Origin of the sequence: Streptomyces abyssomicinicus (assembly GCF_008974245.1) — a bacterium.
GTDB lineage: Bacteria > Actinomycetota > Actinomycetes > Streptomycetales > Streptomycetaceae > Streptomyces > Streptomyces abyssomicinicus.
This window is the reverse complement of record NZ_BBZI01000005.1, coordinates 1,607,477-1,632,146: the sequence shown is the minus strand read 5'-3', so window position 1 is coordinate 1,632,146 and position 24,670 is coordinate 1,607,477. Positions and strand designations below refer to the sequence as shown.

The 24,670-nt window shown below is 73.1% G+C and carries 22 protein-coding genes and 1 pseudogene; 9 read left to right on the top strand and 14 right to left on the bottom strand.

Annotated elements, in window-relative coordinates:
- Positions 1 to 56 precede the first annotated feature (56 nt).
- Positions 57 to 212: pseudogene (locus GBN72_RS06890) on the top strand (IS5/IS1182 family transposase); the annotation flags it as partial.
- Positions 213 to 498: 286 nt separating this feature from the next.
- On the opposite strand, the gene GBN72_RS06885 reads toward GBN72_RS06890, so the two are convergent.
- Positions 499 to 864, bottom strand: coding sequence for a hypothetical protein (locus tag GBN72_RS06885; protein ID WP_151770676.1), 366 nt, complete (start codon positions 862 to 864; stop codon positions 499 to 501).
- Between the two features lie 426 nt (positions 865 to 1,290).
- A complete protein-coding gene (locus GBN72_RS06880) occupies positions 1,291 to 1,698 on the bottom strand; it encodes a hypothetical protein (protein WP_151770675.1) in 408 nt (135 codons plus the stop codon).
- A 166-nt stretch (positions 1,699 to 1,864) separates the two neighbouring features.
- Between GBN72_RS06880 and GBN72_RS06875 the strand changes: the two genes are divergently transcribed.
- A complete protein-coding gene (locus tag GBN72_RS06875; RefSeq protein ID WP_151770674.1) occupies positions 1,865 to 2,776 on the top strand; it encodes an ADP-ribosylglycohydrolase family protein in 912 nt (303 codons plus the stop codon).
- 71 nt (positions 2,777 to 2,847) lie between these two features.
- Here GBN72_RS06875 and GBN72_RS06870 read toward each other — a convergent pair whose 3' ends face one another.
- The 3 genes from GBN72_RS06870 to araD all read right to left on the bottom strand — a co-directional run bounded on the left by GBN72_RS06870 (position 2,848) and on the right by araD (position 6,296).
- Entirely contained in the window at positions 2,848 to 3,492 is a 645-nt protein-coding gene (locus GBN72_RS06870; protein WP_151770673.1) for a dihydrofolate reductase family protein, read from the bottom strand.
- Positions 3,493 to 3,778: 286 nt separating this feature from the next.
- Positions 3,779 to 5,341: an alpha-1,2-mannosidase gene (locus GBN72_RS06865; RefSeq protein WP_151770672.1), complete on the bottom strand. Its 1,563-nt coding sequence runs from the start codon at positions 5,339 to 5,341 to the stop codon at positions 3,779 to 3,781.
- Positions 5,342 to 5,540: 199 nt separating this feature from the next.
- The gene (gene araD / locus GBN72_RS06860; protein WP_151770671.1) at positions 5,541 to 6,296 is read right to left on the bottom strand and encodes an L-ribulose-5-phosphate 4-epimerase AraD; all 756 of its coding nucleotides are present in this window, start codon (positions 6,294 to 6,296) and stop codon (positions 5,541 to 5,543) included.
- 320 nt (positions 6,297 to 6,616) lie between these two features.
- On the opposite strand from araD, the gene GBN72_RS06855 reads away from it, so the two are divergent.
- Positions 6,617 to 7,639, top strand: a complete 1,023-nt coding sequence (locus GBN72_RS06855) for a LacI family DNA-binding transcriptional regulator (protein WP_174887089.1) — start codon at positions 6,617 to 6,619, stop codon at positions 7,637 to 7,639.
- A 151-nt stretch (positions 7,640 to 7,790) separates the two neighbouring features.
- Here the strand turns inward: GBN72_RS06855 and yjfF are convergent, their stop codons facing one another.
- The 4 genes from yjfF to GBN72_RS06835 all read right to left on the bottom strand — a co-directional run bounded on the left by yjfF (position 7,791) and on the right by GBN72_RS06835 (position 12,634).
- Positions 7,791 to 8,816, bottom strand: a complete 1,026-nt coding sequence (yjfF, locus tag GBN72_RS06850) for a galactofuranose ABC transporter, permease protein YjfF (protein ID WP_151770669.1) — start codon at positions 8,814 to 8,816, stop codon at positions 7,791 to 7,793.
- Positions 8,813 to 9,919, bottom strand: a complete 1,107-nt coding sequence (locus GBN72_RS06845) for an ABC transporter permease (protein WP_174887070.1) — start codon at positions 9,917 to 9,919, stop codon at positions 8,813 to 8,815. The genes yjfF and GBN72_RS06845 overlap by 4 nt, the downstream gene beginning before the upstream one ends.
- On the bottom strand, positions 9,916 to 11,553 hold the full coding sequence (locus GBN72_RS06840) for a sugar ABC transporter ATP-binding protein (protein WP_151770668.1): 1,638 nt from the start codon (positions 11,551 to 11,553) through the stop codon (positions 9,916 to 9,918). The genes GBN72_RS06845 and GBN72_RS06840 overlap by 4 nt, the downstream gene beginning before the upstream one ends.
- Before the next feature lie 85 nt (positions 11,554 to 11,638).
- Positions 11,639 to 12,634 carry an ABC transporter substrate-binding protein gene (locus GBN72_RS06835; protein WP_151770667.1) on the bottom strand — a complete coding sequence of 332 codons (996 nt, stop codon included), beginning with the start codon at positions 12,632 to 12,634 and terminating at the stop codon, positions 11,639 to 11,641.
- Between the two features lie 357 nt (positions 12,635 to 12,991).
- Between GBN72_RS06835 and araB the strand changes: the two genes are divergently transcribed.
- Both araB and araA read left to right on the top strand, forming a co-directional pair.
- Positions 12,992 to 14,695 carry a ribulokinase gene (gene araB / locus GBN72_RS06830; protein ID WP_151770666.1) on the top strand — a complete coding sequence of 568 codons (1,704 nt, stop codon included), beginning with the start codon at positions 12,992 to 12,994 and terminating at the stop codon, positions 14,693 to 14,695.
- Between the two features lie 75 nt (positions 14,696 to 14,770).
- Positions 14,771 to 16,282 carry an L-arabinose isomerase gene (araA, locus tag GBN72_RS06825; RefSeq protein WP_151770665.1) on the top strand — a complete coding sequence of 504 codons (1,512 nt, stop codon included), beginning with the start codon at positions 14,771 to 14,773 and terminating at the stop codon, positions 16,280 to 16,282.
- Between the two features lie 117 nt (positions 16,283 to 16,399).
- Here the strand turns inward: araA and GBN72_RS06820 are convergent, their stop codons facing one another.
- Positions 16,400 to 17,623, bottom strand: a complete 1,224-nt coding sequence (locus tag GBN72_RS06820) for an aminotransferase class V-fold PLP-dependent enzyme (protein WP_151770664.1) — start codon at positions 17,621 to 17,623, stop codon at positions 16,400 to 16,402.
- 82 nt (positions 17,624 to 17,705) lie between these two features.
- On the bottom strand, positions 17,706 to 18,356 hold the full coding sequence (locus GBN72_RS06815) for a TetR/AcrR family transcriptional regulator (protein ID WP_151770663.1): 651 nt from the start codon (positions 18,354 to 18,356) through the stop codon (positions 17,706 to 17,708).
- Between the two features lie 183 nt (positions 18,357 to 18,539).
- On the opposite strand from GBN72_RS06815, the gene GBN72_RS06810 reads away from it, so the two are divergent.
- The gene (locus GBN72_RS06810; protein WP_151770662.1) at positions 18,540 to 19,307 is read left to right on the top strand and encodes an SDR family NAD(P)-dependent oxidoreductase; all 768 of its coding nucleotides are present in this window, start codon (positions 18,540 to 18,542) and stop codon (positions 19,305 to 19,307) included.
- 233 nt (positions 19,308 to 19,540) lie between these two features.
- Here the strand turns inward: GBN72_RS06810 and GBN72_RS06805 are convergent, their stop codons facing one another.
- Entirely contained in the window at positions 19,541 to 19,888 is a 348-nt protein-coding gene (locus GBN72_RS06805; protein ID WP_151770661.1) for a DUF3140 domain-containing protein, read from the bottom strand.
- A gap of 145 nt (positions 19,889 to 20,033) precedes the next feature.
- Between GBN72_RS06805 and GBN72_RS06800 the strand changes: the two genes are divergently transcribed.
- Positions 20,034 to 20,255 carry a hypothetical protein gene (locus GBN72_RS06800; protein ID WP_151770660.1) on the top strand — a complete coding sequence of 74 codons (222 nt, stop codon included), beginning with the start codon at positions 20,034 to 20,036 and terminating at the stop codon, positions 20,253 to 20,255.
- A 58-nt stretch (positions 20,256 to 20,313) separates the two neighbouring features.
- A complete protein-coding gene (locus tag GBN72_RS06795) occupies positions 20,314 to 22,953 on the top strand; it encodes a SpoIIE family protein phosphatase (protein ID WP_151770659.1) in 2,640 nt (879 codons plus the stop codon).
- A 62-nt stretch (positions 22,954 to 23,015) separates the two neighbouring features.
- Here the strand turns inward: GBN72_RS06795 and GBN72_RS06790 are convergent, their stop codons facing one another.
- A complete protein-coding gene (locus GBN72_RS06790) occupies positions 23,016 to 23,810 on the bottom strand; it encodes an SDR family NAD(P)-dependent oxidoreductase (RefSeq protein ID WP_151770658.1) in 795 nt (264 codons plus the stop codon).
- A gap of 76 nt (positions 23,811 to 23,886) precedes the next feature.
- Between GBN72_RS06790 and GBN72_RS34000 the strand changes: the two genes are divergently transcribed.
- Positions 23,887 to 24,045, top strand: a complete 159-nt coding sequence (locus GBN72_RS34000) for a hypothetical protein (protein ID WP_164540292.1) — start codon at positions 23,887 to 23,889, stop codon at positions 24,043 to 24,045.
- Positions 24,046 to 24,088: 43 nt separating this feature from the next.
- On the opposite strand, the gene GBN72_RS06785 is transcribed toward GBN72_RS34000, so the two are convergent.
- Positions 24,089 to 24,652 (bottom strand): Dps family protein, encoded by a 564-nt coding sequence (locus GBN72_RS06785; RefSeq protein ID WP_151770657.1) that lies wholly within the window; start codon positions 24,650 to 24,652, stop codon positions 24,089 to 24,091.
- Between the last annotated feature and the right edge of the window lie 18 nt (positions 24,653 to 24,670).

Genomic DNA, 24,670 nt, shown 5'->3' with positions numbered 1-24,670 from the left:
GCCGTATCGGACGGGGTGGCCCTGTGATGAGCCTCCATGAGGACGGGGTGTCCGGGGCGGTGATCCCGGAGCGGGCGGAGCAGAACGCCGACCGTGTGCGGCGCGGACAGACGGGCGGCAGGCCGCCGCCCTTCGGCCGAGAGCCCCACAGGGCCCGCAACGTGGTCGAACGCCGCTTCAACCGCCTCGAGCGGTTCCGTGCGATCGCCACATGATTCTCTGGCTCCGCCAACCCGCCAAGATCGTTTGCCAGGCAGAACCCTGAAGGCCGCTTCGGGTCCCCGGTCGGGGTGAGTGTCCACGAGCCGCGCGATCGGACGTACAGAAGGCAGCGCTGCTTCGGAGTGACGGCCGCCGCCGTGAACGCCCCGGCCCCCTCGCACACCAGGTCCTCGGGCCGGAAGTCCGCCCGGAGGGTGCGCAGCGAGAAGGCCGATCCGGCGTGCCGGGCGCGATCGTCACCGGGACCGCAATCATCAAGGCTGTTCCGGCCACCGATCAGGTGGATGGTGACCGCCTGTCGGACACGACCTGGCCGACGCTGAACTTCTCGGCGACGATCTCGACCTCGCTCGGGCCGGTGATGGTCAGCCAGTGCAGCACGGAACGGTTGTTGTGATGGTGCAGAAGGTGGTGGGCCTCGACCGGCCACGGGCCGTCCACGGGCAGTTCCCGCACGACGACCTGGTCCACGAAGTCGCCGTCCGGGCTGCCGATGTCGGTCCTGGTATGCACGATGCCCGCGAGGCGGAGCGTCACGCCGGCGCTTTCCGACCTCAGCACGACAACGGCCTCGCTGGGCTCCAGATCGGTGCGCAGGACGATCGACGTCAACCAGTGGCCGCGCAAGTGCTCAAGCCTCACGGCCGCACACTACCCCGGCGGTCCCTCAAGGCCGTCCCACGAGACCGGGGTCAACACGGGATCAGCTTTCCCGGACGGCGGTCACGCCGTGAACGCCCCAACTGGCTGCTCCCGTATGGGCCGGCGCACACTTCGCACGCGGCCGACTCAACGAGCGCCCTTCGTCTGCTCGCCGAGCACGGACGGACCCGCCGTATCCGCACCGCGGCAAGCCTGCGCCTGCGTCGGCCGGAGCAGCCAACAGGAAGGCCGCCCGGCCGAGCGCTTCGCAGCCACCGGATCTGCCGTGACGGAAATGCGCCGTTCCCGTCCGGGGGCGGCGTCGCGCCGCGGACCCTCGGCCGTGCGGAGGGCGTGGCGGCCGGGCGGCGCCGGAGCGGGTGTTCGCGCCGCCGTGGGCGGTGGTGGCCGGTGATGACGGGACGGCTACGCCTTGCGGCCCTCGGCCACGAGCCGGCGGGCGTACTGGTCCTGCGGGCCGATGTCCTCGACTGCTCGCTCGGCCTCGTGCACCCGATTCGTCCTGCACAACAGCCGGACGAGGACGTACAGGGCGCCACGGTCACCGTCTTCGGCGCGGTGACGCAGTGCCGCATCCATCCCCCGCTCGCCGAGCGAACTGTTGAGTGCCCGACGCGCGTGGCCATCGTCGAGAGCGCGTGACGCGAGTTCTGTGAACCGTTCCGCTCGGGCCAGCAGATCCATGTGCCACAGGTGGCTGTCGTGCATGTCGGGATCGCTGGAATTGCACTCGGCATGAGCGCTCACCAGCGCGGTCGCCAGGTCCCAGTCCGCTGCCTGCTCGGCCGCCCGGGCCCGTTCGCGCCAGTTCACGGGATGAGTATGACAAGTCGGCGCACCGGACGACGCCGAAGGAGCCGCCCGCCTGCCCGGTGAGTGCGAGACGGTGCGGGCGCGCGATGCCGAGCGGTCCAGGTCGGAGGCCTGGCGGCGCCGAAACCGGAGTGAGGGAGGACCATCGCGCTGCGATACTGCGCCGATGATCAACGTGCCTACTGCCGCGCTGGACTCGTTGGACGGGCTCGCGTTCGGCGACGCCTTCGGCGACCGCTGGTTCGGCGTCCTGCGCCGGCACGGTCCGGCAGCCCTCGAGACGCGGACGCTGCCCCCGGAACCGCTGTGGCGGTGGAGCGACGACACCGCCCAAGCGCTGGTCCTCGTCCGGGAACTCGTCGAGGGCGGGGGCGTCGTCGACCAGGACCGCCTGGCCCTGCGCCTCGCGGCGGCCTACGCGCAGGACACGCACCGAGGCTACGGAGCCTCGATGCACGACGTGCTGCGCCGGATCGCTACGGGCGAGCCCTGGCAGGGGGTGGTCGCCGGACAGTTCGGCGGCCAGGGCTCCTGGGGCAACGGCGCGGCCATGCGAGCCGCCCCGCTCGGTGCCTGGCACGGCGCCGACCTCGATGTGGTCGCCGAGCAGGCCGCCCGCCAGAGCGCGGTCTCGCACCATCACCCGGAGGCGATCACCGGAGCGGTGGCGGTCGCCCTGGCCGCGGCGCTGGCGACCCGCAGCCGGGGCGGGCCCGCCCCGGCCAGGTCGGACTTCCTCCAGGCAGTCGCCGAGCGGCTCCCCGACAGCGACGTCCGGTCGGGGGTGCGGATCGCTTCCCGGATGCCGGAGCGCACCTCGGTTCGGCACGCCGCGGAGGTCCTGGGCTCCGGCTACCGGATGTCCGGGCCCGACACCGTCCCGTACGCCCTGTGGTGTGCGGCGGGGCACCTCGACGACCTGCACGAGTGCCTGTGGGTCACGGTCGCCGGGCGCGGCGACATCGACACCACCTGCGCCATCGCGGGCGGGGTCGTCGCCGCCCGGACCGGCGTCACCGCCCTTCCCCCCGCCTGGCACGCTGCCCGCGAACCGCTGCCCCCGGTCGTGACGCGGTAGGGACTCCTGCCGGGACGGGTTCACCCGCCGCCGGGGAGACGGAGGCGGTCGCCGCACGGGCCGGGCGGTCGCTACGGCCTGGTGAAGGTCATGTGTGTGACGCCGCTGGGGGTGGTCACGGACTCGATCCGAAAGCGCTCCTCCAGTCCTTCGAGTCCGTCCCACAGGCGCTCGCCACGGCCCAGGACGATCGGGACGACGGCGATGTGCAGGTGGTCGATCAGGTCTTCGGCGAGGAACGCGCGGATCGTGGTCGGCCCGCCACCGATTCTCACGTCCAGGCCGCCCGCGGCCTCGCGCGCCTGACGGAGCGCCTCCCGCGGCGTGGCGTCGATGAAGTGGAACGTCGTACCGCCCTCCATCTCCACCGAGGGGCGGGGGTGGTGGGTCAGGACGAACACCGGCGTGTGGAACGGCGGGTTGGGCCCCCACCAGCCGTTCCAGTCGTGGTTCTCCCACGGCCCGCGATGAGGGCCGAACTTGTTGCGGCCCATGATCTCCGCCCCGATGCCGGCGTCCCAGGTGGCAGCGATGGCGCCGTCGACCCCGGCGCTCCCCTCCGGCCTGCCCTGCATCTGCTGGAAGGTCCTGGTCGGGAAGAACCACTCGTGGAGTCGCTCGCCGGCGTGGCCGAACGGGGTGTCGAGACTCTGCCCCTCACCGGTGGCGAATCCGTCGATGGAGATGGAGAAGTTGTGGACCCTCACGCGGGACATTGCACGGACTCCTGCCGTCGGAGCGATGTGATGGCGCTCTGCCATCACCAGCCGCGGGTGAGCCTAGGGATGGTGATGGCAGCGCTCACGGAGGCTCACTGACACACTCCCCCGGTTCGGGATCGAGCTCGTCGAGGCTACCGGTCCTCCGCCGACACCCACGTGCCCCGGTGCGGGCGGCCTGACGACACGCGCGCGAACGCGGGCCCGCTGGGTGGCCCGACCTCTGTCCGCCCCGTCCAGGAACAGGCAGGCCGAGCGGCACCGGACGGGTCGAGGCGGCCGATCAGCCTCGGCCGTGGCGTAGTTGGGAGGCGAGCGCGGTCAGGGACCGGGCGGTCTCGGCCAGTCCCCGGGCGGCTGTCTCCAGGTCCACCGCCAGGCGGCGGGCCGAGCTGCCGGGGGACGCCGGGGCCGGCGTGCCGCGGTAGCCGATGGGGCCCTCGTCGAAGCGCTGGTAGTAGCCGGTGAACGCCTGCCCGTCGGCCGGTGCCGCGAGGCGCACCCGGGCGAGCTGGACCTCGCCCGCACCGCCGTTGCGGGTGATGTCGAGCCGGTAGTGCCGGTAGCCCCCGGTCTCCGCCCCGGCACCGGCGCCGAAGCCGCCGCCGGCACCGGCGCGGAGGGTGAACTCCCGTGTCTGGAACCGCGCGTCGAACGTCTCGCCGGTCCGCGTGTCCAGCGGCGTCCAGGTCCGGCCGTCGTGGGAGCCGTGGAGGGTCCAGTCCCGGGGGTCGCGGTCGGGGTGGTCGTTCGCCGTCGTCAGGGAGTACGAGGCGACGGCGGCGGGGCGGGCGAGGGTGAGGTCGAGGTGCGCGACGTCGTCAGGCGCCAGCCACTTGGCGCGGGAGTCCTCGAGGAGGTTGCCGGCCACCTCGTGCGCCTCACGGAGCTCGTCACTCGCCTCCACCCCGGCCACCTCGGCCTCGGCGGAGACGCCGTGCAGCACGGCCACCCCGGAGTTGCCCCGCTGATCGCGCCAGGTCACCCGCTCGACGGGCACCGCGCCGTCCTCGACCAGGAGCCGCAGTTCCTCGGAGGCGTGCCAGCCGCCGCCCCACCCCTCCTCCGTGCGGAAACGGTGCAGGGCGGCCGTGGACAGGTTCTCGGTCTCCGCCGTGAACGGCCACCGGCCGGTGAGCCGCCCCCGGTACTCGTACGCCGCCCCGTCCGCCGTGCGGTAACAGCCGTGGAAGTCCGACATGTTGGACTGGAAGCTGATGGCGGCCTCGGCGCCGTCCGTGCCTCGCCAGCCGAGCTGCGCGGGCAACGACCGCTCGCCCCGGTCGACGTGGAACAGCAGCCTCGGGGCGGACTGCCAGGGGGCCGACGCGGCTGCATGGGCGGGGCGGCGTTCGGTGCGGAAGGCGAACACGGAGTCCCGGGCGGCCTCCGCCGTCCGCGCGCGCTCCGAGCGGCCCCGCTCGAAGACGGGGTCCAGGGTGATGCGGTGGAGCCAGAGCATCGTGCGCGCCTCGGGGGACGACCGTATCTCCAGCGTGTTGGTCCCCCGCTTCAGCAGGCGTCCGGGCACCGCGAAGACGTTGTCCTGCGGTAGGTCTCCGCCACCCGGCACGGTGAGGTTCTCGGCCAGCGCCTCGCCCTGGAACAGCACGTCGACGGGTGCGTACCCGGGAGAGCGGCCGGACTTGGAGACGAGGGCGGTGACGGTGAGCGTGACCTGGGGAACACCCTCCGGGTCCGCCACCTCGAACTCCAGCGTGACGCTCCCGCCCGCGTCCACCACCAGGTGCGACCCGGCGGGCCTGGCCCGGTGGAGCGTGACGCCGACGTTGGACAGCCGCGCCGGATCGGCGGAGAAGTCCGCGTAGGTGGCTTCGAAGCTCATGCTCTGGCCCACTCCCGGGGGGATCGACGACGGCAGCCGCCCGCCAGGGCCGCGGGCGACTGCGTGGTGATCCGAAACCTAGTGCGCCGGTCCGACAACTCCCCTCGCGGGTGGGCCCGACGGAGTGCGGCCGGTGTCCCACGGAGGGCCGGGGGCGGTGCCGCCCCCGGACCCACACCGTGTCCCTGGGCGTATCCGCTCAGGGCGCGGGCACCGGGGCGGGAGCCGAGGCGGGGCCGGTGTTGCCGTAGTACGCGTCGGGTCCGTGCTTGCGGGTGTAGTGGCGCTCCAGCAGATGGCCCGGGGGCTCGGAGACGCTCCCCAGCTGGGCGCGGAGGGCGAGCGTGTGCAGGGCCATCTCGGCGACGGCCTCGCAGACGACCGCGTTCTCGAGCGAGGCCGTGGCGGTGGGGCCCCAGGTGAAGGGGCCGTGGCGGGAGACCAGGGCGCCGGGAACCTCCTCGGCCCGCCGCGGGTCGGACCGGAGCATCGAGACGATCACCTCGCCCGTGTTGAACTCGTAGTCCCGGGCGCACTGTTCGGGGGTCAGGTCCTCGGTCACGGGGACGGGGCCGTTGAAGGTGTCGGCGTGGGTGGTGCCCAGGACGGGGATGGGGCAGCGGGCCTGGGCGAAGGCGACCGCGTGGGTGGAATGGGTGTGGGTCACGCCGCCGATGAACGGGAAGGCCCGGTAGAGGCAGCGGTGCGTCTCGGTGTCCGTGGAGGGCCGGAGTTCGCCCGCGACGACGTGGCCGTCGTCGAGCGACACCACGACCAGGTCCTCCTCGGTCAGGTCGTCGTAGGAGACCCCCGAGGGCTTGATGACGAAGACTCCCGCCTCCCGGTCCACGCCGCTGACGTTCCCCCAGGTGAGGGTCGCGAGGCCGGCCTCGGGGATCCGGAGGTTGGCCGCCAGCACCTCGCGCCGCAGGTTCTTGAGGGGAGTCTTGTTCACTACGCTCTCACCGTCCTTCCAGGATCGGCCGCGGCTCTCGGGAGAGATCTCGCGGGACCCCGCGGCCGAGTATGGGTGGGCCTGAGAATTGTGAGCGCTAACATGGCGCTGACTCAAGGGTGGAGACAAAATTGCGGCGTGCGGTTGACGGTTTGCCGGAAGCACGATGTGAGCGCTCGCATCGAGTGTTCGCCGCGTGACCCGCGGACCGGTCCGCACTCCGGAGCGCCGCACTGCGCGGGACGGCACCCCGGGACCGGCCGCCCATCGAGGAAGGAAGAGGATTGATCCAGCTACCGGACGGCTCCAGGGCGCCCACGATGGCGGACGTCGCCCGGGTCGCCGGCGTGTCCCACCAGACGGTCTCGCGTGTCATCGGCGGCCATCCGAACGTCAGCGCCAAGACTCGCGCGGCGGTGACGGCGGTGATCGAGGAGTTGGGCTACCGCCGCAATTCGGCGGCTCGCGCGCTCGCCACCCGGCGGACGCACACGCTCGGGGTCATCGCCGTGAACACCACGCTGCACGGGCCCGCCAGCACGCTGGCGGGGGTGCAGGAGGCGGCCCGTGAACGCGGCTACCTGACCTCCGCCGTCACACTGCGGGCGGCCACGGAGGAGGCGCTCACCGAGGCGGTGCAGCACCTCTCGGGGTGGGGTGTGGAGGGGATCGTCGCCATCACGCCCTGGCGGGACGCCGTGCGGGCGCTGGCGGCCCTGGAGGCGCCGTGCCCGGTGGTCACCGTGGAGGGCGGTCACGACCTGGATCTGCCCGGGGTCTCCCTGGACCAGCATCTCGGCGCGCGGATGATCACCGAGCACCTGCTGACCGCCGGCCACTCCACCGTCTGGCACGTGGCGGGCCCCGCCGACTGGCTGGAGAGCGAGGCGCGGACGGCCGGGTGGGAGGCGGCGCTGCGGGACGCCGGAGTCGAGGCGCCCCCGTTGCTGCGGGGCGACTGGAGCCCGTTGTCGGGGTACCAGGCGGGACAGCAGCTCGCGGGGCGGGTGCTGTCGTCGCCCGGTCAGGGTGACGGCCTCACGGCGGTGTTCGTCGCCAACGACCAGATGGCGCTCGGAGTGCTGCGGGCCTTCCGGGAGGCCGGGCTGGAGACCCCGGCGGACGTGGCGGTCGCCGGCTTCGACGACATCCCCGAGGCGGAGTTCTTCCCGCCGCCGCTGACGACCGTGCGGCAGGACTTCGCCTCGCTCGGGCGGAGCAGCATAGGCCTGCTGCTGGAGCACATCGAGGGCACGGCGGAGGGCACCACCCACCTCACGCTGGCCCCCGAGCTCATCGTGCGCGCGAGCACCGCGCGGCGGCGGCCGACGCCGGGGGACTGACCGCGGGCCCGGCTCGGGCGTCGTCGTCGCGACGGCCCGGGCCGGGCCGAAGGTGCCGCGCCCACCCGCCGCCCGGAGGGCGGCGGGTGGGCGCGGCACGTCGGGAAGGACGGCCGGGACGGGCGGCCGCGCGGGCCGCGGTGGGCCCCGGTCAGTCGGTCTCGGCCCGGCGCCCCGTCATCAGCCGCTGGAGCACGATGAAGACCAGCAGCAGGCCGCCGATGACGATCCGGGTCCACCAGGAGCTCAGCGTGCCCTGGAAGTTGATCACCGTCTGGATCATGCCGAGGACGAGGACGCCGAGGGCGGTGCCCAGGACGAAACCGGAACCGCCGGTCAGCAGGGTGCCGCCGATGACGGTCGCGGCGATGGCGTCCAGTTCCATGCCCATGGCGTGCAGGGCGTAGCCCGAGAGCATGTAGAAGGTCATCAGGACGCCGCCCAGCGCGGAGCACAGACCGCTGATGGCGTAGACCGCCACCTTGGTCGACCCCACCGGCAGGCCCATCAGCCGTGCCGAGGTCTCGTTGCCGCCCAGGGCGTAGACGCCCCGGCCGAAGCGGGTGTGGTGCAGCACGACGAAGGCGATCAGGAGCACGACCAGGGCGATGATGACGGAGACGGAGACGAAGAGCCCGCCGGATCCGTACAGCCGGGCCTGGGCGATGCTCACCGTGGTCGGGTCGTCGATGGTGATGGACTCGGTGCTGATGGTGTAGCAGAGGCCACGGGCGAGGAACATGCCGGCCAGGGTGACGATGAAGGGCTGGATCTCGAAGGTGTGGATGATCCACCCCATCAGCGCGCCCCCGCTCGCCCCGATCGCCAGGACCAGCGGGATCACCGCGCCCAGCGACCACCCCTGGTGCTCGACCAGCGAGGCGGTGATCATGGTGGAGAGCGCGACCATGGAACCGACCGACAGGTCGATGCCTCCGGTGAGGATCACGAACGTCGCGCCGACGGCGACCACCAGCAGGAACGCGTTGTCGATCAGCAGGTTGAGGACCACCTGCGTGGAGAAGAAGCCGTCGTAGCGCAGCGATCCGACGGTGAACATGGCCACCAGCAGCACGGCGGTGACGATCAGCGGGATCCTGGTCCCGGCCCGCCGGGACCCGCCGCGGGACAGCGGACGGGTGAGTCGTGCGGCGGTGTTGGCGATGCCGGTGCTCATGCGCGGGCCTCCTGCTGCCGGCCGGCGGCGCCCGCCGTGGTGTCGGATCGGGGGTGCCCGGTCTTTCGGCGCCGCGGCATCCTGGCCCGGAAGGCCGGGGACTGCACCAGGCAGACGGCGATGACCACGAACGCCTTGAAGACGAGGGTGGTCTCGGGCGGCACGCCGAGGGTGTAGACGGTGGTGGAGAGGGTCTGGATGATCATCGCGCCGAGGACCGTGCCGCCGAGCGAGAACCGGCCGCCGGTGAGGGCGGTGCCGCCGATGACGACCGCGAGGATGGCGTCGAGTTCGATCCACAGTCCGGCGTTGTTGCCGTCGGCGGCGTTGACGTTGGAACTGATCATCAGGCCGGCGACGGCCGCGCAGAGCGCGCTGAAGACGTAGACCAGGGTCAGCAGTCCGGCCGCGCGGATGCCGGCCAGGCGGCCGGCCGCCGGGTTGCCGCCGACGGACTCGATCAGCAGGCCGAGGGCGCTGCGCCGGGTGACGAGGGCGGTGAGGGCGACCAGGGCGGCGGCGAGCAGGACGGCGAAGGGGAAGGTGAGCCAGTGGCCGCCGCCGATCATGTGGTACTTGTCGCTGGTCACCGTGATGATCTGCCCGTCGGTGATCAGCTGTGCCACGCCGCGGCCCGCGACCATCAGGATGAGGGTGGCGACGATGGGCTGCACGCCCAGCCGGGCCACCAGCAGGCCGTTGCAGAGACCGAGGACGACGGCGACGCCCAGAGCCACCGCGACGGCGGTCAGGACGGTGCCGGCGCCGTCGGGGTCGGACGAGGTGGCGATGTGTTCGCAGGCGAGTGCGCCGGCGATGGCGACGGTGGATCCCACCGAGAGGTCGATGCCCCGGGTGGCGATCACCATGGTCATGCCGAGGGCGACCAGGGTGAGGGGCGCGCCGTACTGGAGGATGTCGATGAGGCTCCCGTACAGGTGCCCGTCCCGGATGCGTACGGCGAAGAAGTCGTGGGTGAAGGCGAGGTTGCCGAGCAGCAGGGCGATCAGCACGAGCGAGGGCCACAGCAGCCGGTGTCCGGCGAGCCTCTTCAGCATCGGGCCGCGGGCCGTCCCGGCGGGCGGGTCGAGCCGGTTGGTCATGAGTCCGCTCCGGTGGCGATGGTGGCCAGAATGCGGTCGGGGGTGACGCCGTCGTCGTTGACGAGGGTGGCCACCATCCGGTGGTCGCGCAGGACGGCGACGCGGTGGCTGAGGCGGAGGACCTCCTCGAGTTCCGCGGAGATGAACAGCACGGCGGTGCCGTCGGCGGCGAGGCGGGCGACCAGCTTCTGGATCTCCGCCTTGGCGCCGACGTCGATCCCCCGGGTGGGTTCGTCGAGGATGAGCAGCCTGGGTTCGGTCAGCAGCCAGCGCGCGAGGAGGACCTTCTGCTGGTTCCCGCCGCTGAGGTTGCGCAGTTGGGCCTCGGGGTCGGCGGGGCGGATGTCGAGGGCCTCGATCCAGCGCCGGGTGAGCGCGTCCTGCTTGGTGCGGGACAGGGGGCGGGTCCAGCCCCGTGCCGCCTGGAGGGCGAGGATGATGTTCTCGCGGATCGTCAGCTCGCCGAAGATGCCCTCGGCCTTGCGGTTCTCCGAGCAGAAGGCGATCTTGCGGGCGATGGCGTGACGCGGCGTCCGCAGGGAGACCGTCCTGCCTTCGACGGTCACCCTGCCGGAGTCGGCGGTGTCGGCGCCGAACAGGAGCCGCGCGGCCTCGGTGCGTCCGGAGCCGAGGAGTCCGGCGAGGCCGATGACCTCGCCCGCGTGGACGTCGAGGTCGTAGGGCTCGACGGATCCGGCGCGTCCCAGTTCCCGTGCGGTGAGGAAGGGTTCGCCGGCCACGCGCTCGGCGGCTTCCTCCTGGGCCTTCTCGGAGAGTTCGTCGAGGGTGGCGAGTTCGCCGCCGATCATCCGCTGCACCAGGGTGACCGGGGTGAGTTCGCCGATGGGGTACTCACCCTCGAGGCGGCCGTTGCGCAGGATGGTGACGCGGTCGCAGAGTTCGAAGACCTGGTCGAGGAAGTGGGTGACGAACAGGATGGCCACACCGCGGTCGCGCAGGCGGCGCACCAGGGTGAAGAGCTGGGCGACCTCCTCGCGGTCGAGGCTGGAGGTCGGTTCGTCGAGCACCAGCACCTTGGCGGACAGGTCCACCGCCCGCACGATGGCGACCAGTTGCTGCACGGCGAGGGAGTGGGAGCCGAGCGGGGTGGAGACGTCGAGGTCGAGGTCGAGTTCGGTGAGGAGCTCGGCGGCGCGCCGCTTGAGCGCGGACCAGTGGACCAGGCCGAACCGCCGGGGTTCGCGTCCGATGAGGATGTTCTCGGCCACCGAGATGTTGGGGCAGAGGTTGACCTCCTGGTAGACGGTGCTGATGCCCGCCTGCTGCGCCTGGAGAGGGTCGGCGAACGACCGGGGCGCGCCGTCGACGAGCAGGGTCCCGTCGTCGGCCGGGTGGACACCGGTGAGCACCTTGATCAGGGTGGACTTGCCGGCGCCGTTCTCGCCCATCAGGGCGTGCACCTCGCCGGGGTAGAGCCGCAGGGCGACCTGGTCCAGGGCGAGCACGCCCGGGAACTGCTTGCGGATGCCGGTGGCCTCCAGGACGGGCTGCCGCGTGCCGGTGTCCGGTCCCGCGCCTGTGCCTCGGCCTGCGCCCTGGTCTGCGCCGGCACCTGCGGCTGCGCCTGCCGGGGCCGTGCCTGCCGGGTCTGCCGGGGTGGACGGGGTTGTCATCCGCCCTCCTCTCACTCGTGTGACGGGTGCGCCGGAGGAGGAGGCGCTGACGCCTGCCTCCTCCTCCGGCGCGGGTCCGCGCTCGTCAGTACTGGCGGGTGGGCAGGGCCTCGGCGGCCTGGTCCTGGGTGAAGACGCCTTCCTCGGTCTCGACCCGGGGCGGCACGCTCTGACCGTCGGCGACCTTCTTGGTGAGGTCCATCAGCTGGTCCCCGAGGAGCGGGTTGCACTCGACCACGACGTTGATCTTGCCTTCGGTCATAGCGACGAAGGCGTCCTTGATGCCGTCGACGGAGATGATCTTTATGTCCTCACCGGGCTTCTTGCCGGCCTCCTCGATGGCCTGGATGGCGCCGAGGGCCATGTCGTCGTTGTGCGCGTAGAGGACGTCGATGTCCTTGTGGGACTTCAGGAAGGCCTGCATGACCTCCTTGCCCTTGGCGCGGGTGAAGTCGCCGGTCTGGGAGGCGACGATCTTGAACTTGTCGTCCTTCTCGACGATCTCGGCGAAGCCGGCCTTGCGGTCGTTGGCCGGGGCGGAACCGGTGGTGCCCTGGAGCTCGACGATGTTGACCGTGTCCTTCTCGTCCGCGTACTCCTTCGTCAGCCACTCGCCGGCCGACCTGCCCTCCTTCACGAAGTCCGAGCCGAGGAAGGTCTTGTACAGCGAGGTGTCCTTGCTGTCGACGGCGCGGTCGGTGAGGATCACCGGGATTCCGGCGTCCTTCGCCTCCTTGAGCACCGTGTCCCAGCCGGACTCCACCACCGGGGAGAACGCGATGACGTCGACCTTCTGCTGGATGAAGGTGCGGATGGCCTTGATCTGGTTCTCCTGCTTCTGCTGGGCGTCGGAGAACTTGAGGGTGATCCCGGCCTTCTTCGCGGCGTCCTGGACCGACTTGGTGTTGGCGGTGCGCCAGCCGCTCTCCGCGCCGACCTGCGCGAACCCAAGGGTGAGCTTGCCGTCGGAGTCGCCCCCGCCGGGCTTGGCCGAGTCGGGCGCCTCGGTGGAACAGGCCGTCAGCGCCGAGGTGGCGAGGAGGAGAACCGTGCTGAGGGCGAGAGCGGCTTTGCGGGCCATGGCGAGTGTCCTTTCGAGGTGCACGGAGGTGCCGTCGATGCGACCGAACACCGGCCGCGCGAAGAGCGGCCCCCTCATCGGAGGGCGCGCCGTCGCATTGTGAGCGCTAACAAGTCAGGTTCTCAATCCCCTTGCGGGCGTTATCTTTCCGTGACTGCCCGTCCCGCACGGAAGCCCATGTGTGCATCAACTTCGCGCGGGCGCACGGCGATCAATCCCGCGCACGCCTCTTGCGTCGGGAGATTGTGAGCGCTAACACTGCGGTTGTCCCGTCCCGTCCTTGTCCCGTCCCCCGTCGCCTCCCGTCGAGCCTCACAGAGCCCCTCGCCGCCGACCGGCCACCCGAAAGGCACCTCCGTGACCTCTGCCCCTCCTTCCGCGCCCTCTTCCGTCGGGGACTTCCCCGACGGCGCCGAGCGCTACACCGTCGGCGTCGATTTCGGCACCCTGTCGGGACGCGCCGTGGTGGTGCGCGTCCGTGACGGGGAGGAGCTGGCCTCCGCCGTGCACGAGTACCGGCACGGTGTGATCGAGGAGCGCCTGCCCGGCACGGACGCCCCGCTGCCGCCGGACTGGGCCCTGCAGCACCCCGAGGACTGGCGGGACGTGCTGCGCAACGCGGTCCCCGAGGCGGTGGCCGCGGCGGGCGTGGAGCCCGGCGCGGTCATCGGCATCGCCACCGACTTCACCGCCTGCACGGTGCTGCCCACGTCGGCCGGGGGGACCCCGCTGTCCGAGACGGCGCTGGCCGGACGGCCGCACGCCTGGCCGAAGTTGTGGAAGCACCACGCCGCCCAGCCGCAGGCCGACCGGATCAACGCGCTGGCACACGAGCGGGGCGAGAAGTGGATCGGCCGGTACGGCGGCAAGATCTCCGCCGAGTGGCAGTTCGCCAAGGCCCTCCAGGTCCTGGAGGAGGATCCCGAGGTGTACGAGGCGTGCGCCCGCTGGATCGAGGCGGCGGACTGGATCGTCTGGCAGCTCACCGGCGCGGAGTCCCGCAACACCTGCACCGCCGGCTACAAGGGCATCCACCAGGACGGCGGCTACCCCGGCGAGGAGTACCTGGCCGCGCTGAACCCCCGCTTCGCCGACTTCGCGCGGACCCGGCTGGAGTTCCCGCTGTCACCGCTGGGTTCGCGTGCCGGATCACTCACCGAGGAGGCCGCCGCGTGGACGGGGCTCCGGCCCGGCATCGCGGTGGCGGCCGGCAACGTCGACGCCCATGTCACCGCGGCGGCGGCCCAGACCGTGGAGGACGGGCGGCTGCTTGCCATCATGGGCACCTCGACCTGCCACATCGTCAACTCCCCTGTGCTGGCCGAGGTCCCGGGGATCTGCGGCGTCGTCAACGGCGGGGTCGTGGAGGGCTCGTACGGCTACGAGGCGGGCCAGAGCGCGGTGGGCGACATCTTCGCCTGGGTCCTGCGCCAGGGCGTGCCGCGGGAGTACTACGAGGAGGCGGACGCCCGCGGCGAGGACCTGCACGCCCTGCTGACCCGCAAGGCCGCCGCGCAGCCGGTCGGCGCCCACGGCCTGGTGGCGCTGGACTGGCTGAACGGCAACCGGTCCGTCCTGGTCGACCACCACCTCTCCGGCGTCGTCGTGGGCCTCACCCTCGCCACCCGCCCGGAGGACGTGTACCGGGCGATGCTGGAGGCCACCGCCTTCGGCACCCGTGTCATCGTCGAGACGCTGGAGAACGGCGGTGTCCCGGTGCGCGAGTTCGTGGTGGCCGGCGGTCTGGCCAGGAACGAGCTGCTCATGCGGATCTACGCCGACGTGCTGCGCCGCCCGGTCTCCCTCGCCGCCTCCCTCCAGGGGCCGGCGCTGGGCTCGGCCGTCCACGCCGCGGTGGCGGCCGGCGCGCATCCCGACGTGCGGACGGCGACGGCCGCGATGGGCCGCCTGCGCCGCGACGTCTTCCTCCCCGACGACCGGCGGGCCGACGCCTACGACGCGCTGTTCGCCGAGTACCGGCTGCTGCACGACCGGTTCGCCGACGGTGACCAGTTGCACCGCCTGCGCAGGCTGCGCGACACGGCTCTCGCCACGGGCTGACACCGCCCGCCGCCACCTCTCCCCCACCCGCCCACCACGCCCACCGCCGGACCACCACGCCACTCAGGAGCCCTTGTGCCGAGCCCGCATTCCTCCGTCCGCGAGATCTGGTTCCTCACCGGCAGCCAAGGGCTGTACGGCGAGGAGACCCTGAAGCAGGTCGCCGAGCAGTCGCAGCGGATAGCCGCCGCGCTGGACGACGCCGAGGGGCTGCCCGCCCGTGTCGTCTGGAAGCCGGTGCTGACCGACGCCGCCTCCATCCGGAGGGCGTGTCTGGAGGCGGGCGGTGACGACCGGTGCGTCGGGCTGATCGCCTGGATGCACACCTTCTCCCCGGCGAAGATGTGGATCGCCGGCCTGGACGCCCTGCGCAAGCCGCTGCTGCACCTGCACACCCAGTCGAACGTGGCCCTCCCCTGGGACACCATCGACATGGACTTCATGAACCTCAACCAGGCCGCCCACGGGGACCGCGAGTTCGCGCACATCCAGAGCCGGGTCGGGGTGCCGCGCAAGACCGTGGCCGGGCACGTCGGCGATCCGGTGACGGTCGCGCGGGTGGCCGTCTGGGCTCGCGCGGCGGTCGCCCGAGCGGAGCTCGCCACGCTGAAGGTCGCCCGCTTCGGCGACAACATGCGCGACGTGGCGGTGACCGAGGGGGACAAGGTGGAGGCGCAGCTGCGGCTCGGCGTCTCGGTCAACACCTACGGCGTGAACGACCTGGTGGAGGTGGTGGACCGGGCGGAGGAGCAGGCGGTTGCGGATCTGGTCGAGGAGTACCAGGAGGCCTACCGGGTGACGCCCGAGCTGCGCGCGGGAGGCGAGCGGCACGACTCGCTGCGGTACGCGGCGCGGATCGAGGCGGGGCTGCGGCACTTCCTGGCGGAGGGCGGCTTCGGGGCGTTCACCACCAACTTCGAGGATCTCGGCGGGCTCCGGCAGCTGCCGGGCATCGCCGTGCAGCGGCTGATGGCGGACGGGTACGGCTTCGGCGGGGAGGGCGACTGGAAGACGGCCGTCCTCCTGCGGGCGCTCAAGAGCGCCGCTGCCGGGCTGCCGGGCGGCACCTCCTTCATGGAGGACTACACCTACGACCTGACGCCCGGCAGCGAACTCATCCTGGGCGCCCACATGCTGGAGGTGTGCCCGACGGTCGCCGCCGCGACCCCCGCCTGCGAGATCCACCCGCTCGGCATCGGCGGCCGGGAGGACCCCGTGCGCCTGGTGTTCGACGCGGCCCCCGGGCCGGCCGTCGTCGTCGGCCTGGCGGACCTCGGCGACCGGTTCCGCCTGGTGGCCAACGACATCGAGGTGGTGGCGCCGCCGCACCCGCTGCCCGCGCTGCCGGTGGCGCGGGCCGTCTGGCGTCCCGCCCCCGATCTGCGGACGTCCACGGAGTCCTGGCTGACGGCGGGCGGGCCGCACCACACCGTCCTGACCACGGCCCTCACCTCCGAGCACCTGGACGACCTGGCGGAGATGCTGAAGGTGGAACTCGTCCTCATCGACGCCTCGACCACCACCCGGCAGTTCCGGCGCGAGCTGCGCTGGAACCAGGCCTACCACCGGCTGGCGCTCGGCCTGTAGGCCGCCGGCGCCCGCCCCGGCGGCGCGCGGCCCGGGCCTCCGAGGGACCGGGCCGCGCGCCGCCCGCGCCCGGTTCCGGTGGCCGGCCGCCATGCCGTCGGCTGCCGGCTCCGGGCCTCAGCTCCGGCGCTCGCGGGCCCAGTCGGTCAGGACGGGGACGCAGCTCTCGGCGAAGTGGTCGTAGTCGCCAGGGGTGTTGTAGGCGTGCGCGGACAGGCGGACGTAGCCGGTGCCGCCGAAGCTGGTGAAGGCGGCCGTGACCCGGAGCTTGCGGGCGACCTCGTCGCGCAGGGCGTCGGCCTCCTCGCGGGTGCCGGCCAGGCCGTCGGGCAGCCGGACCAGGCGCAGCGCGGGTGCGGGCATGCCGACACGGACCGTGTGGTCCTCGCCGGTGAGCCGGGCGAAGGCGGCGGCGACGGTGTGCTGGGCGTGGTCGCCGAGCCGGGTGACGTAGTCGCGGACGCTGTCCCAGCCCCAGGTGTCCTCGACGAAGCCGAGGGCGGCGGGCGCGGCCAGGTAGTGGGTGGCGTCGACGGTGCCCTGGTGGTCGAAGCGCTCCGGGAACGGCTCGGTCGCACCCCAGGAGTCGATCAGGGGGTGGAGTTCCCGGCGCCGCTCGGCCCGCGCCACCAGGGCCGCCGTGCCGCGGGGGGCGCAGGGGAACTTGTGCAGGTTGCCGACCCAGTAGTCGGCCTCCAGGCCGGCCAGCGGGTCGGCGAGCATCCCGGGGGCGTGCGCCCCGTCCACCAGGAGGGTGATGCCGCGGCGCCGGGCCTCGGCGGCGATGCGGCCGACGGGCATCAGCCGGGCGGTGGCGGAGGTGATGTGGTCGACGACCGCCAGCGCGGTGCGGTCGGTGAAGGCGTCGGTCACCGCCCTGAACGCCTCGTCCGCGGTGGCGTCGAGGGGGACGTGGACGGTACGCAGGGTGCCTCCCCAGCGCCGGGCGAGGCGGGCCGCGCCCATGGTGACGGCTCCGTACCCGTGGTCGGTGACCAGGATCTCGGCGCCCGCCCGGTGGGGCAGGCTGCCGTAGACGACGCTGGCTCCGGCGCTGGCGTTGGGCACCAGCGCCGTGCCGTCGACGGGGGACCGGAGGTATGCGGCGATCTCGCGCCGGGCGTCGGCGATCAGCTGCGGCTGGGCGGGGAACCACTCGACGGGTGACGCCTCCATGCGGCGGCGCAGGGCGGCCTGGACGTCCTGCGCCGCGCGGGGGACCGCGCCGAAGGAACCGTGGTTGAGGTGCCTGACCTCCGGGTCCAGCGTCCAGGCGGAGGCGGCGGGCCGTCCGTCGGGCAGGAGGAGGGGGGAGGGTGCCGCCAGGGGTTCGGTGCTCACGTGACTCCAGGTCGATCGTCGTTCGCCGACACGATCGCACAGGGGCCGGGGCGTCCGGACGGCGGAGGCCGGTTCGGTCCGTTCATTCCCCGGGGAGTGCCGCCGCGGCGTGCCCGAGCGCGGCGCGCATCACGTCCCGCAGGGCGGGCGCTCCGGGTGCGCCGGCGTGCCGGGCCCATTCCTCGACGGCGATCCGCAGGGCCACGTTGAGCGTTCCGGCCCGCACCCGGACGGCGAGGTCGGCGGCGTCGCGGCCCTCCCGTTCGGCGAGGATCGCGGCGAAGGCGTCGGCGGCCTCCGAGTGGATCTGCAGCCAGACGGCGCGCAGCCCCGGTTCACCGCCGGTCAGGCGGACCAGCTGGGCCACCTCGGCGCTGTCGGAGGTCCGGTCGGCGTCGTCGGCGTCCAGGCCGAGGGCCTCCGTCAGGGTGGCGCCGGGCGGCCAGTCACGCAGCCGCTCCACGATGTCCTCCAGTCCGGAGGTGAGCAGCGGGCGGACGCACTCCTCCTTGGAGGGGAAGTACCGCCACAGGGTCCGGGTGGACAGCCCCGCGGCGGCGGCGATCTCGTCCGCGGAGGTGCCGGCCACGCCGTGGGCCGCGAACAGGCGCACCGCCTGGCGCGAGATGTCCAGCCGGGTGGCGGCCTTGCGGCGCTCGGTCAGGGGCGGTCTGCCGGTGCGCCGGGCGGCGGGCCGCGGTGCGGACCGCTCGGCGGGTGGGGTGAACTCCATCGCTCTCTTCCTCGCCTCGGTGTGCGGGAGGGGCTGGGGGCCGGTCCGTCGTGGGGCTGTCACTGTACGTCACCCCCTTCCTGTCGTCGCACGCCTTAATGGCACGGCGCGACAGAAAGTTGTACGGTCGATCCCGCGCCCACCGCCGCAGGGGCGGCGCGGCGCTGTGAGGGAGCACCAGGAATGAGCAACATGACCGGCCTGGCCGGCAAGAGCGTGATCGTGACGGGCGCCGGTTCCGGCATCGGCCGGGCGGCGGCCCTGCGCTTCGCGGCGGCGGAGGCCAAGGTGCTGGTCGCCGACCTGAACGCGGAGACCGCGCGGGAGACCGTGGAACTCGTCGAGGCCGCCGGCGGCACGGCGGTCGCGGTCGCCGGCGACCTCGGCGACCAGTCCGTGGTCGACCAGGTGGTGGACACCGCGGTCGAGCAGTTCGGCACCGTCGACGTGCTGGTCAACAACGCGGGCATCATGGACCGGATGTCCGCCGCCGCCGACGTGTCCGACGCCGAGTGGGACCGCGTGATACGCGTCAACCTCACCGCGCCGTTCATGCTGACCCGCGCCGTGCTGCCGCACATGCTGGCCGCGGGCGGGGGCGCGATCGTCAACACCGCCTCCGAGGCGGGCCTGCGCGGCAGCGCCGCCGGTGCCGCCTACACGGCGTCCAAGCACGGCGTGATCGGCCTGACCAAGAACCTCGCGGTGATGTACCGCGGCAAGGGCATCCGCGCCAACGCGGTCGCCCCGGGCGGCGTCGCCACCAACATCAAGGTCGAGGCGGAGCAGGGCGCCCACGGCCCGGCCACCATAGCCCCGTACTTCCAGAACATCGGCGCGGTCACCACCGCCGAGGACCAGGCGGCGGCGATCGTCTTCCTGGCCTCGGACGCCGCCGCCGGGATCAACGGCGCGATCCTGCCGGTCGACAGCGGCTGGTCGGCCGTCTGACGCACGGCCGCCGAACGCCCGGCCGTCCGACGGTCGGCCGCCCGACGCACGGCCGTCCGACGTCCGCGCGCCGCACCCGGCGAGACGCCCGGCCTCCCCACGACGGGGTGGCCGGGCGCCCGCCGTATCGGCCCCGTGACGCACCCCACGGCGCCTCGGTGCCGCCCCCGCGGACGGCGGCGCCGGCGGGCCCCGGCCTCGACGGCCCGCGCTGCGTCAGGCGGAGACCGGCGTCAGGCGGAGACCGGCTTCAGCGGGTCGTGCCCCAGCGTCATCAGCCGGTGGCGCCAGTTCGACTGCCCGGCCGTGGGCTCCATGTCGACGCCGCGTTCGGCGGTGACCGTGTCGACCACCTTCCGCATCACCCGGACGTCGTCGTCGGTCAGGTCGACACGGCGCTTGCCGAGGATCTCCAGGACGCGGCGGCCGTTCTCGGTCCCCGCCTGGTCCGGCAGCGCCTCGGTCCGCTCGCCTGCGGAGCGGGTCATCAGCCACTCCTGGAGCTCGCGGGAGGTCATGTTGACCACACGGTGGAACTCGTTCCACAGGTCGTCCAGCTCGGGATCCCGGTGGTCGGCCATGATCATCTTTCCCTTCCGTCCGCGGTGGCCACCCCTTGGGGCGCGTTCGGCGCATCGGGTGGCACGCTCCGGGTTGCCCGAGGCCCGCGGGGGAAACGGCGGCGCTCCGGATGCGGGCCGCGGGGCGGCGCACGATGCTGGAGCCATGTCCGAAGAGCCGAGGCCGGTCGTCGTGGAGCCTCCCGGGCCGTCGGGCGGACGGCGGGTCCGGGTGGGCGGCAGCGTGCTCGGCACCGCGTACTCGCTGCGCGACGTGACCGCCTTCCTCCAGGAGGCCGGACTCCAGGGATGGGACGAACTGGATGTCGCGGGCTCCGGTCTGATCGACTGGCGGGGCGGCGGCCCCGACACCTGGGCGGAAACGTGACGCACCGCCGTCATGTCGGACGTGCCGGGTCCGGACACTGCGGGTAGAACTGAGGCCTATGCGACCACCGGGCCGATCAGGCGTTCTGTCGCGGCGCAGCGTCGCCGCGCAGGTCTTCGTCGTACACGTGGTCATCGTGGTGCTGCTCGTCCTCGCCGCCGTGGCGGCGCTGGTCCTCCAGGGCCGGGCCGCCAGCGAGGAGGAGGCCCGCAACCGGTCCCGGGCCGTCGCCGTGTCCTTCGCCGACGCGCCGGGCACCTGGGAGGCGTTGCGGTCTCCCGATCCGACGGCGGAGCTCCAGCCGCGGGCCGAGCAGGTGCGGCGGACCGTCCCGGTGGACTTCGTGGTGGTGATGAACACCGAGGGGATCCGGTACACCCACCCCCGGCCGGACCGGATCGGCAAGAAGTTCGTCGGGGAGATCGGACCGGCGCTGCGGGGCGAACCGGTGGTCGAGGAGATCAGCGGCACCATCGGCAGGCTGGTGCAGGCGGTCGTGCCGGTGCGGGACCCGCAGGGCCGGGTGGTGGGCCTGGTGTCGGCGGGCATCACCGTGGAGAACGTCGGCAACACCGCCGACCGTCAGCTGCCGCTGCTGCTGGGCGCCGCGGCCGCCGCGCTCGCCCTGGCCACGGCGGGGACCGCGGTGGCCGGCCGCAGGCTGCTGCGGCAGACGCACGGGCTGGGCCCGCGCGAGATGACACGGATGTACGAACACCATGACGCGGTCCTGCACTCGGTGCGGGAGGGCGTGGTCATCGTCGGCGCGGACGGTGAGCTGCTGCTGGCCAACGACGAGGCGCAGCGGCTGCTGGGGCTGCCGGAGGACACCGGCCGGCGCCGCGTCGGTGAGCTGGGCCTCTACCCGGACGTGGCGGAACTGCTGCTGTCGGGCCGGGTGGCCACCGACGAGGTGCATCCGGTCGGGGACCGCCTGGTGGTGGTCAACCAGCGGCCGACACGGCTTCGCGGCGGGCCGTCGGGGTCGGTGGCGACGCTGCGGGACTCGACGGAGCTGAGGGCGCTGTCGGGTCGCGCCGAGGCCGCGCGGGAGCGGTTGGACCTGCTGTACGCGGCGGGGCTGGGGATCGGGACCAGCCTGGACGTGCGTCACACCGCGGAGGCGTTGGCGAATCTGGTCGTGCCCCGGTTCGCGGACCACGCGACGGTGGACCTGTTCGACGCGGTGCTGGAGGGCGACGAGCCGTCCGTCCGGCCGGACTCCGGGGCGGCGCTGCGCCGGACGGCGTTGGCGGGGGTCGACGACGCGCCGCTGTTCCCGCTGGGCGCGCAGGTCCGGCCCGACGGCTCGTCACCTCAGGCGCGGGTACTGCGCTCGGGCCGGGCGCTGCTGGAACCGCGGCTGGAGCAGACGCTGCGGTGGGAGGGCCGGAACCGCGAGCAGTGGGCGCAGTTGCTGGATCACGGCGTGCACTCGCTGATCGCGGTGCCGGTGCGGGCGGGCGGTCAGGTCCTGGGCGTGGTGGGGTTCTGGCGCGACCGCCGCAAGGAGCCGTTCGACGAGGAGGAGCTGGCGGTCGCCGAGGAGCTGGTGACCAGGGCGGCGGTGGCGATCGACAACGCCCGGCGGTTCACCCGCGAGCACGGCATGGCGGTGACGCTGCAGCGGAGCCTGCTGCCGCGCCGGCTGCCGGACCAGGACGCGCTGGAGGTGGCCTACCGGTACCTGCCGGCCCAGGCGGGGGTGGGCGGCGACTGGTTCGACGTGCTGCCGCTGTCCGGGGCGAGGGTGGCGCTGGTGGTGGGCGACGTGGTGGGGCACGGCCTGCACGCGGCGGCGACCATGGGGCGGCTGCGGACGGCGGTGCACACCTTCAGCGCGCTGGACCTGCACCCGGAGGAGCTGCTCGGGCTGCTGGACGAACTGGTGGCGCGGATCGACCAGGAGGAGAACCCCGGAGGCGGCGCGACGATCACCGGGGCGACCTGCCTGTACGCGGTGTACGACCCGGTGTCGCGGCGTTGTGTGATGTCGCGGGCCGGGCACCTGCCGCCGGCGGTGGTGCGGCCGGACGGGCGGGTGGAGTTCCTCGAGGTCCCGGCCGGCCCGCCGCTGGGTCTGGGCGGTCTGCCGTACGAGACGGCCGAGGTCGAGCTGGAGGAGGGCAGCCGGCTGGTCCTGTACACGGACGGTCTGGTGGAGGAGCGGGACCGGGACATCGACGCGGGGCTGGAGCTGCTGCGGGAGTCGCTGGCGCGGGCGGGCGCGTCACCGGAGGACACCTGCCGGGACGTCCTGGAGGGGGTGGCGCCGCGGCCCACGGACGACATCGCGGTGCTGGTGGCGCGGACCCGGGCGATCAGGGAGGACCGGATCGCCACCTGGGACGTGCCGCGGGATCCGTCGGCGGTGGGCGAGATCCGGGCGGCGGCGACCCGGCTGCTGACCGAGTGGGGGCTGGAGGAGCAGGCCTTCACCACGGAGCTGATCCTCAGCGAACTGGTGACGAACGCGCTGCGGCACGGCAGCGGGCCGGTGCGGGTGCGGGTGCTGCGGGAGCGCGAGCTGATCTGCGAGGTGTCCGACGCGGGCAGCACCGCCCCGCGGCTGCGGCAGGCGACCACCTTCGACGAGGGCGGACGCGGGCTGTTCCTGGTCGCGCAGCTCGCCGAGCGGTGGGGGACCCGGTGGACACCCGAGGGAAAGATCATCTGGGCGGCGCAGCCGCTGCCGTGACGCCGGTTCGGCGCAGCCGCTGCCATGACGCGGGTCCACGGCAGAGCTGCCGTGACGCCGGTTCAGGGCAGGATCGAGTCCACGTAGCCGCCGTCCACGCGCAGTGCGCCGCCGGTGGTGGCGGATGCCTGGTCCGAGGCGAGGTAGACGACCATGTTGGCGATCTCCTCCGGCTCGATCAGCCGCTGGAGCAGGGACTGCGGGCGGTGCTCGCGCATGAAGGCGCGCTGGGCCTCGTCCCAGGGGAGCTCGGGATCGACGAGTTCGTACACGAACTTCTCCACTCCCCCGGTGTGGGTGGGGCCGGCGATCACGGAGTTGACGGTGACTCCGGTTCCGGCGGCCTCCTTGGCGAAGCCGCGGCCGACGGCGAGCAGCGCGGTCTTGGTCGTCCCATAGTGGATCATCTCGGCGGGGACGACGACGGCGGAGTCGCTGGCGATGTACAGCACCCTCCCCCAGCCGCGTTCCGTCATGCCGGGCAGCAGGGCGCGGGTGAGGCGGACGGCCGCGAGGACGTTGACCTCGAAGTGGCGGCGCCACTCGTCGTCGCTGATCTCCAGCGCGGGCCGGGCGCCGAAGATGCCGAGGTTGTTGACGAGGATGTCGGCGTCCGGCAGTGCGCGGACGGCCCGCTCGGCGCCCTCCTCGGTGGCGAGGTCGGCGGCCACGGGCACGAACCGGCCCTCGGGCACCTGGCGGCGCAGGGCGTCGACGGCCCGCTCGAGGCGCCCGGCGTCACGGCCGTTGACGCCGACCCGGGCGCCGGAGCGGGCCAGCCCGGCGGCGATGGCGGCACCGATGCCCTGGGAGGATCCGGTGACCAGGGCGGTGCGTTCGGTGAGGTCGATCTGCATGGCGGCGGGGTACCCCCCTAGGAGGGCGTGACGCCCTTGTCCAACGCCAGGAGGACCGAATGCACCAGGAGGACGTGTGAACGCGTTGACGACGTTGCTGCGCCGGATGAAGGCGTGGTCCGCCACCCCGCAGGGCCGGCGGACCATCGACCAGGCGCGCCGGGCGGCGGCGGATCCCCGCAACCGGGCGCACGCGCGGCGGCTGCTGACCCGGCTGCGGGCGCCGCGCCGCTGAGCGGCGGGCGTCCGCCCGGGCCGGTGGCCGCCGCGGGCGGCCGTCAGGACACGTCGCCGCCGGCGGAGGCGCCGTCCTTCTCGGTGGTGGCCTCGGCGGTGGCCAGGGTGCCGCCCGCGCTCTCCAGGTGGGCGCGGACGAACCACTGGAACTGCTCGAGGTCGCGCAGCTGCTCGATCAGCAGGTCCTCGGTGGCCGGATCGATCTCGCCGGCGACCTTGACGGCATCGCGCACGGCTTCGAGGACGCCGGTGTAGACGACGTCGAGGGCCCCGAGGTGGGCGATGGCGTCGGCGCGGCCGATGGAGTAGTCGTCCCAGGTGCGCTCCTTGACCAGGGAACCCGGGGTGCCCTGGGCGACGCCGCCGAGGGCGGCGAGGCGCTCGGCGACGTCGTCGGCCATGTCGCGGACCCGGTCGACCTGCGGGTCGAGCATCTCGTGGACGGCGATGAAGTGCGGCCCGACGACGTTCCAGTGGACGTGCTTGAGCGTCAGGTGGAGGTCGTTGAGGGCGTGCAGCCGCAGGCGGAGCAGGTCGATCAGCTTGCGGGCGTCCTCGGTCCTCAGGCCGGGGACGGTGTACTTCGGGGTGGGGACGGTGGCCATGGTGGTGGTGCCTCCTCG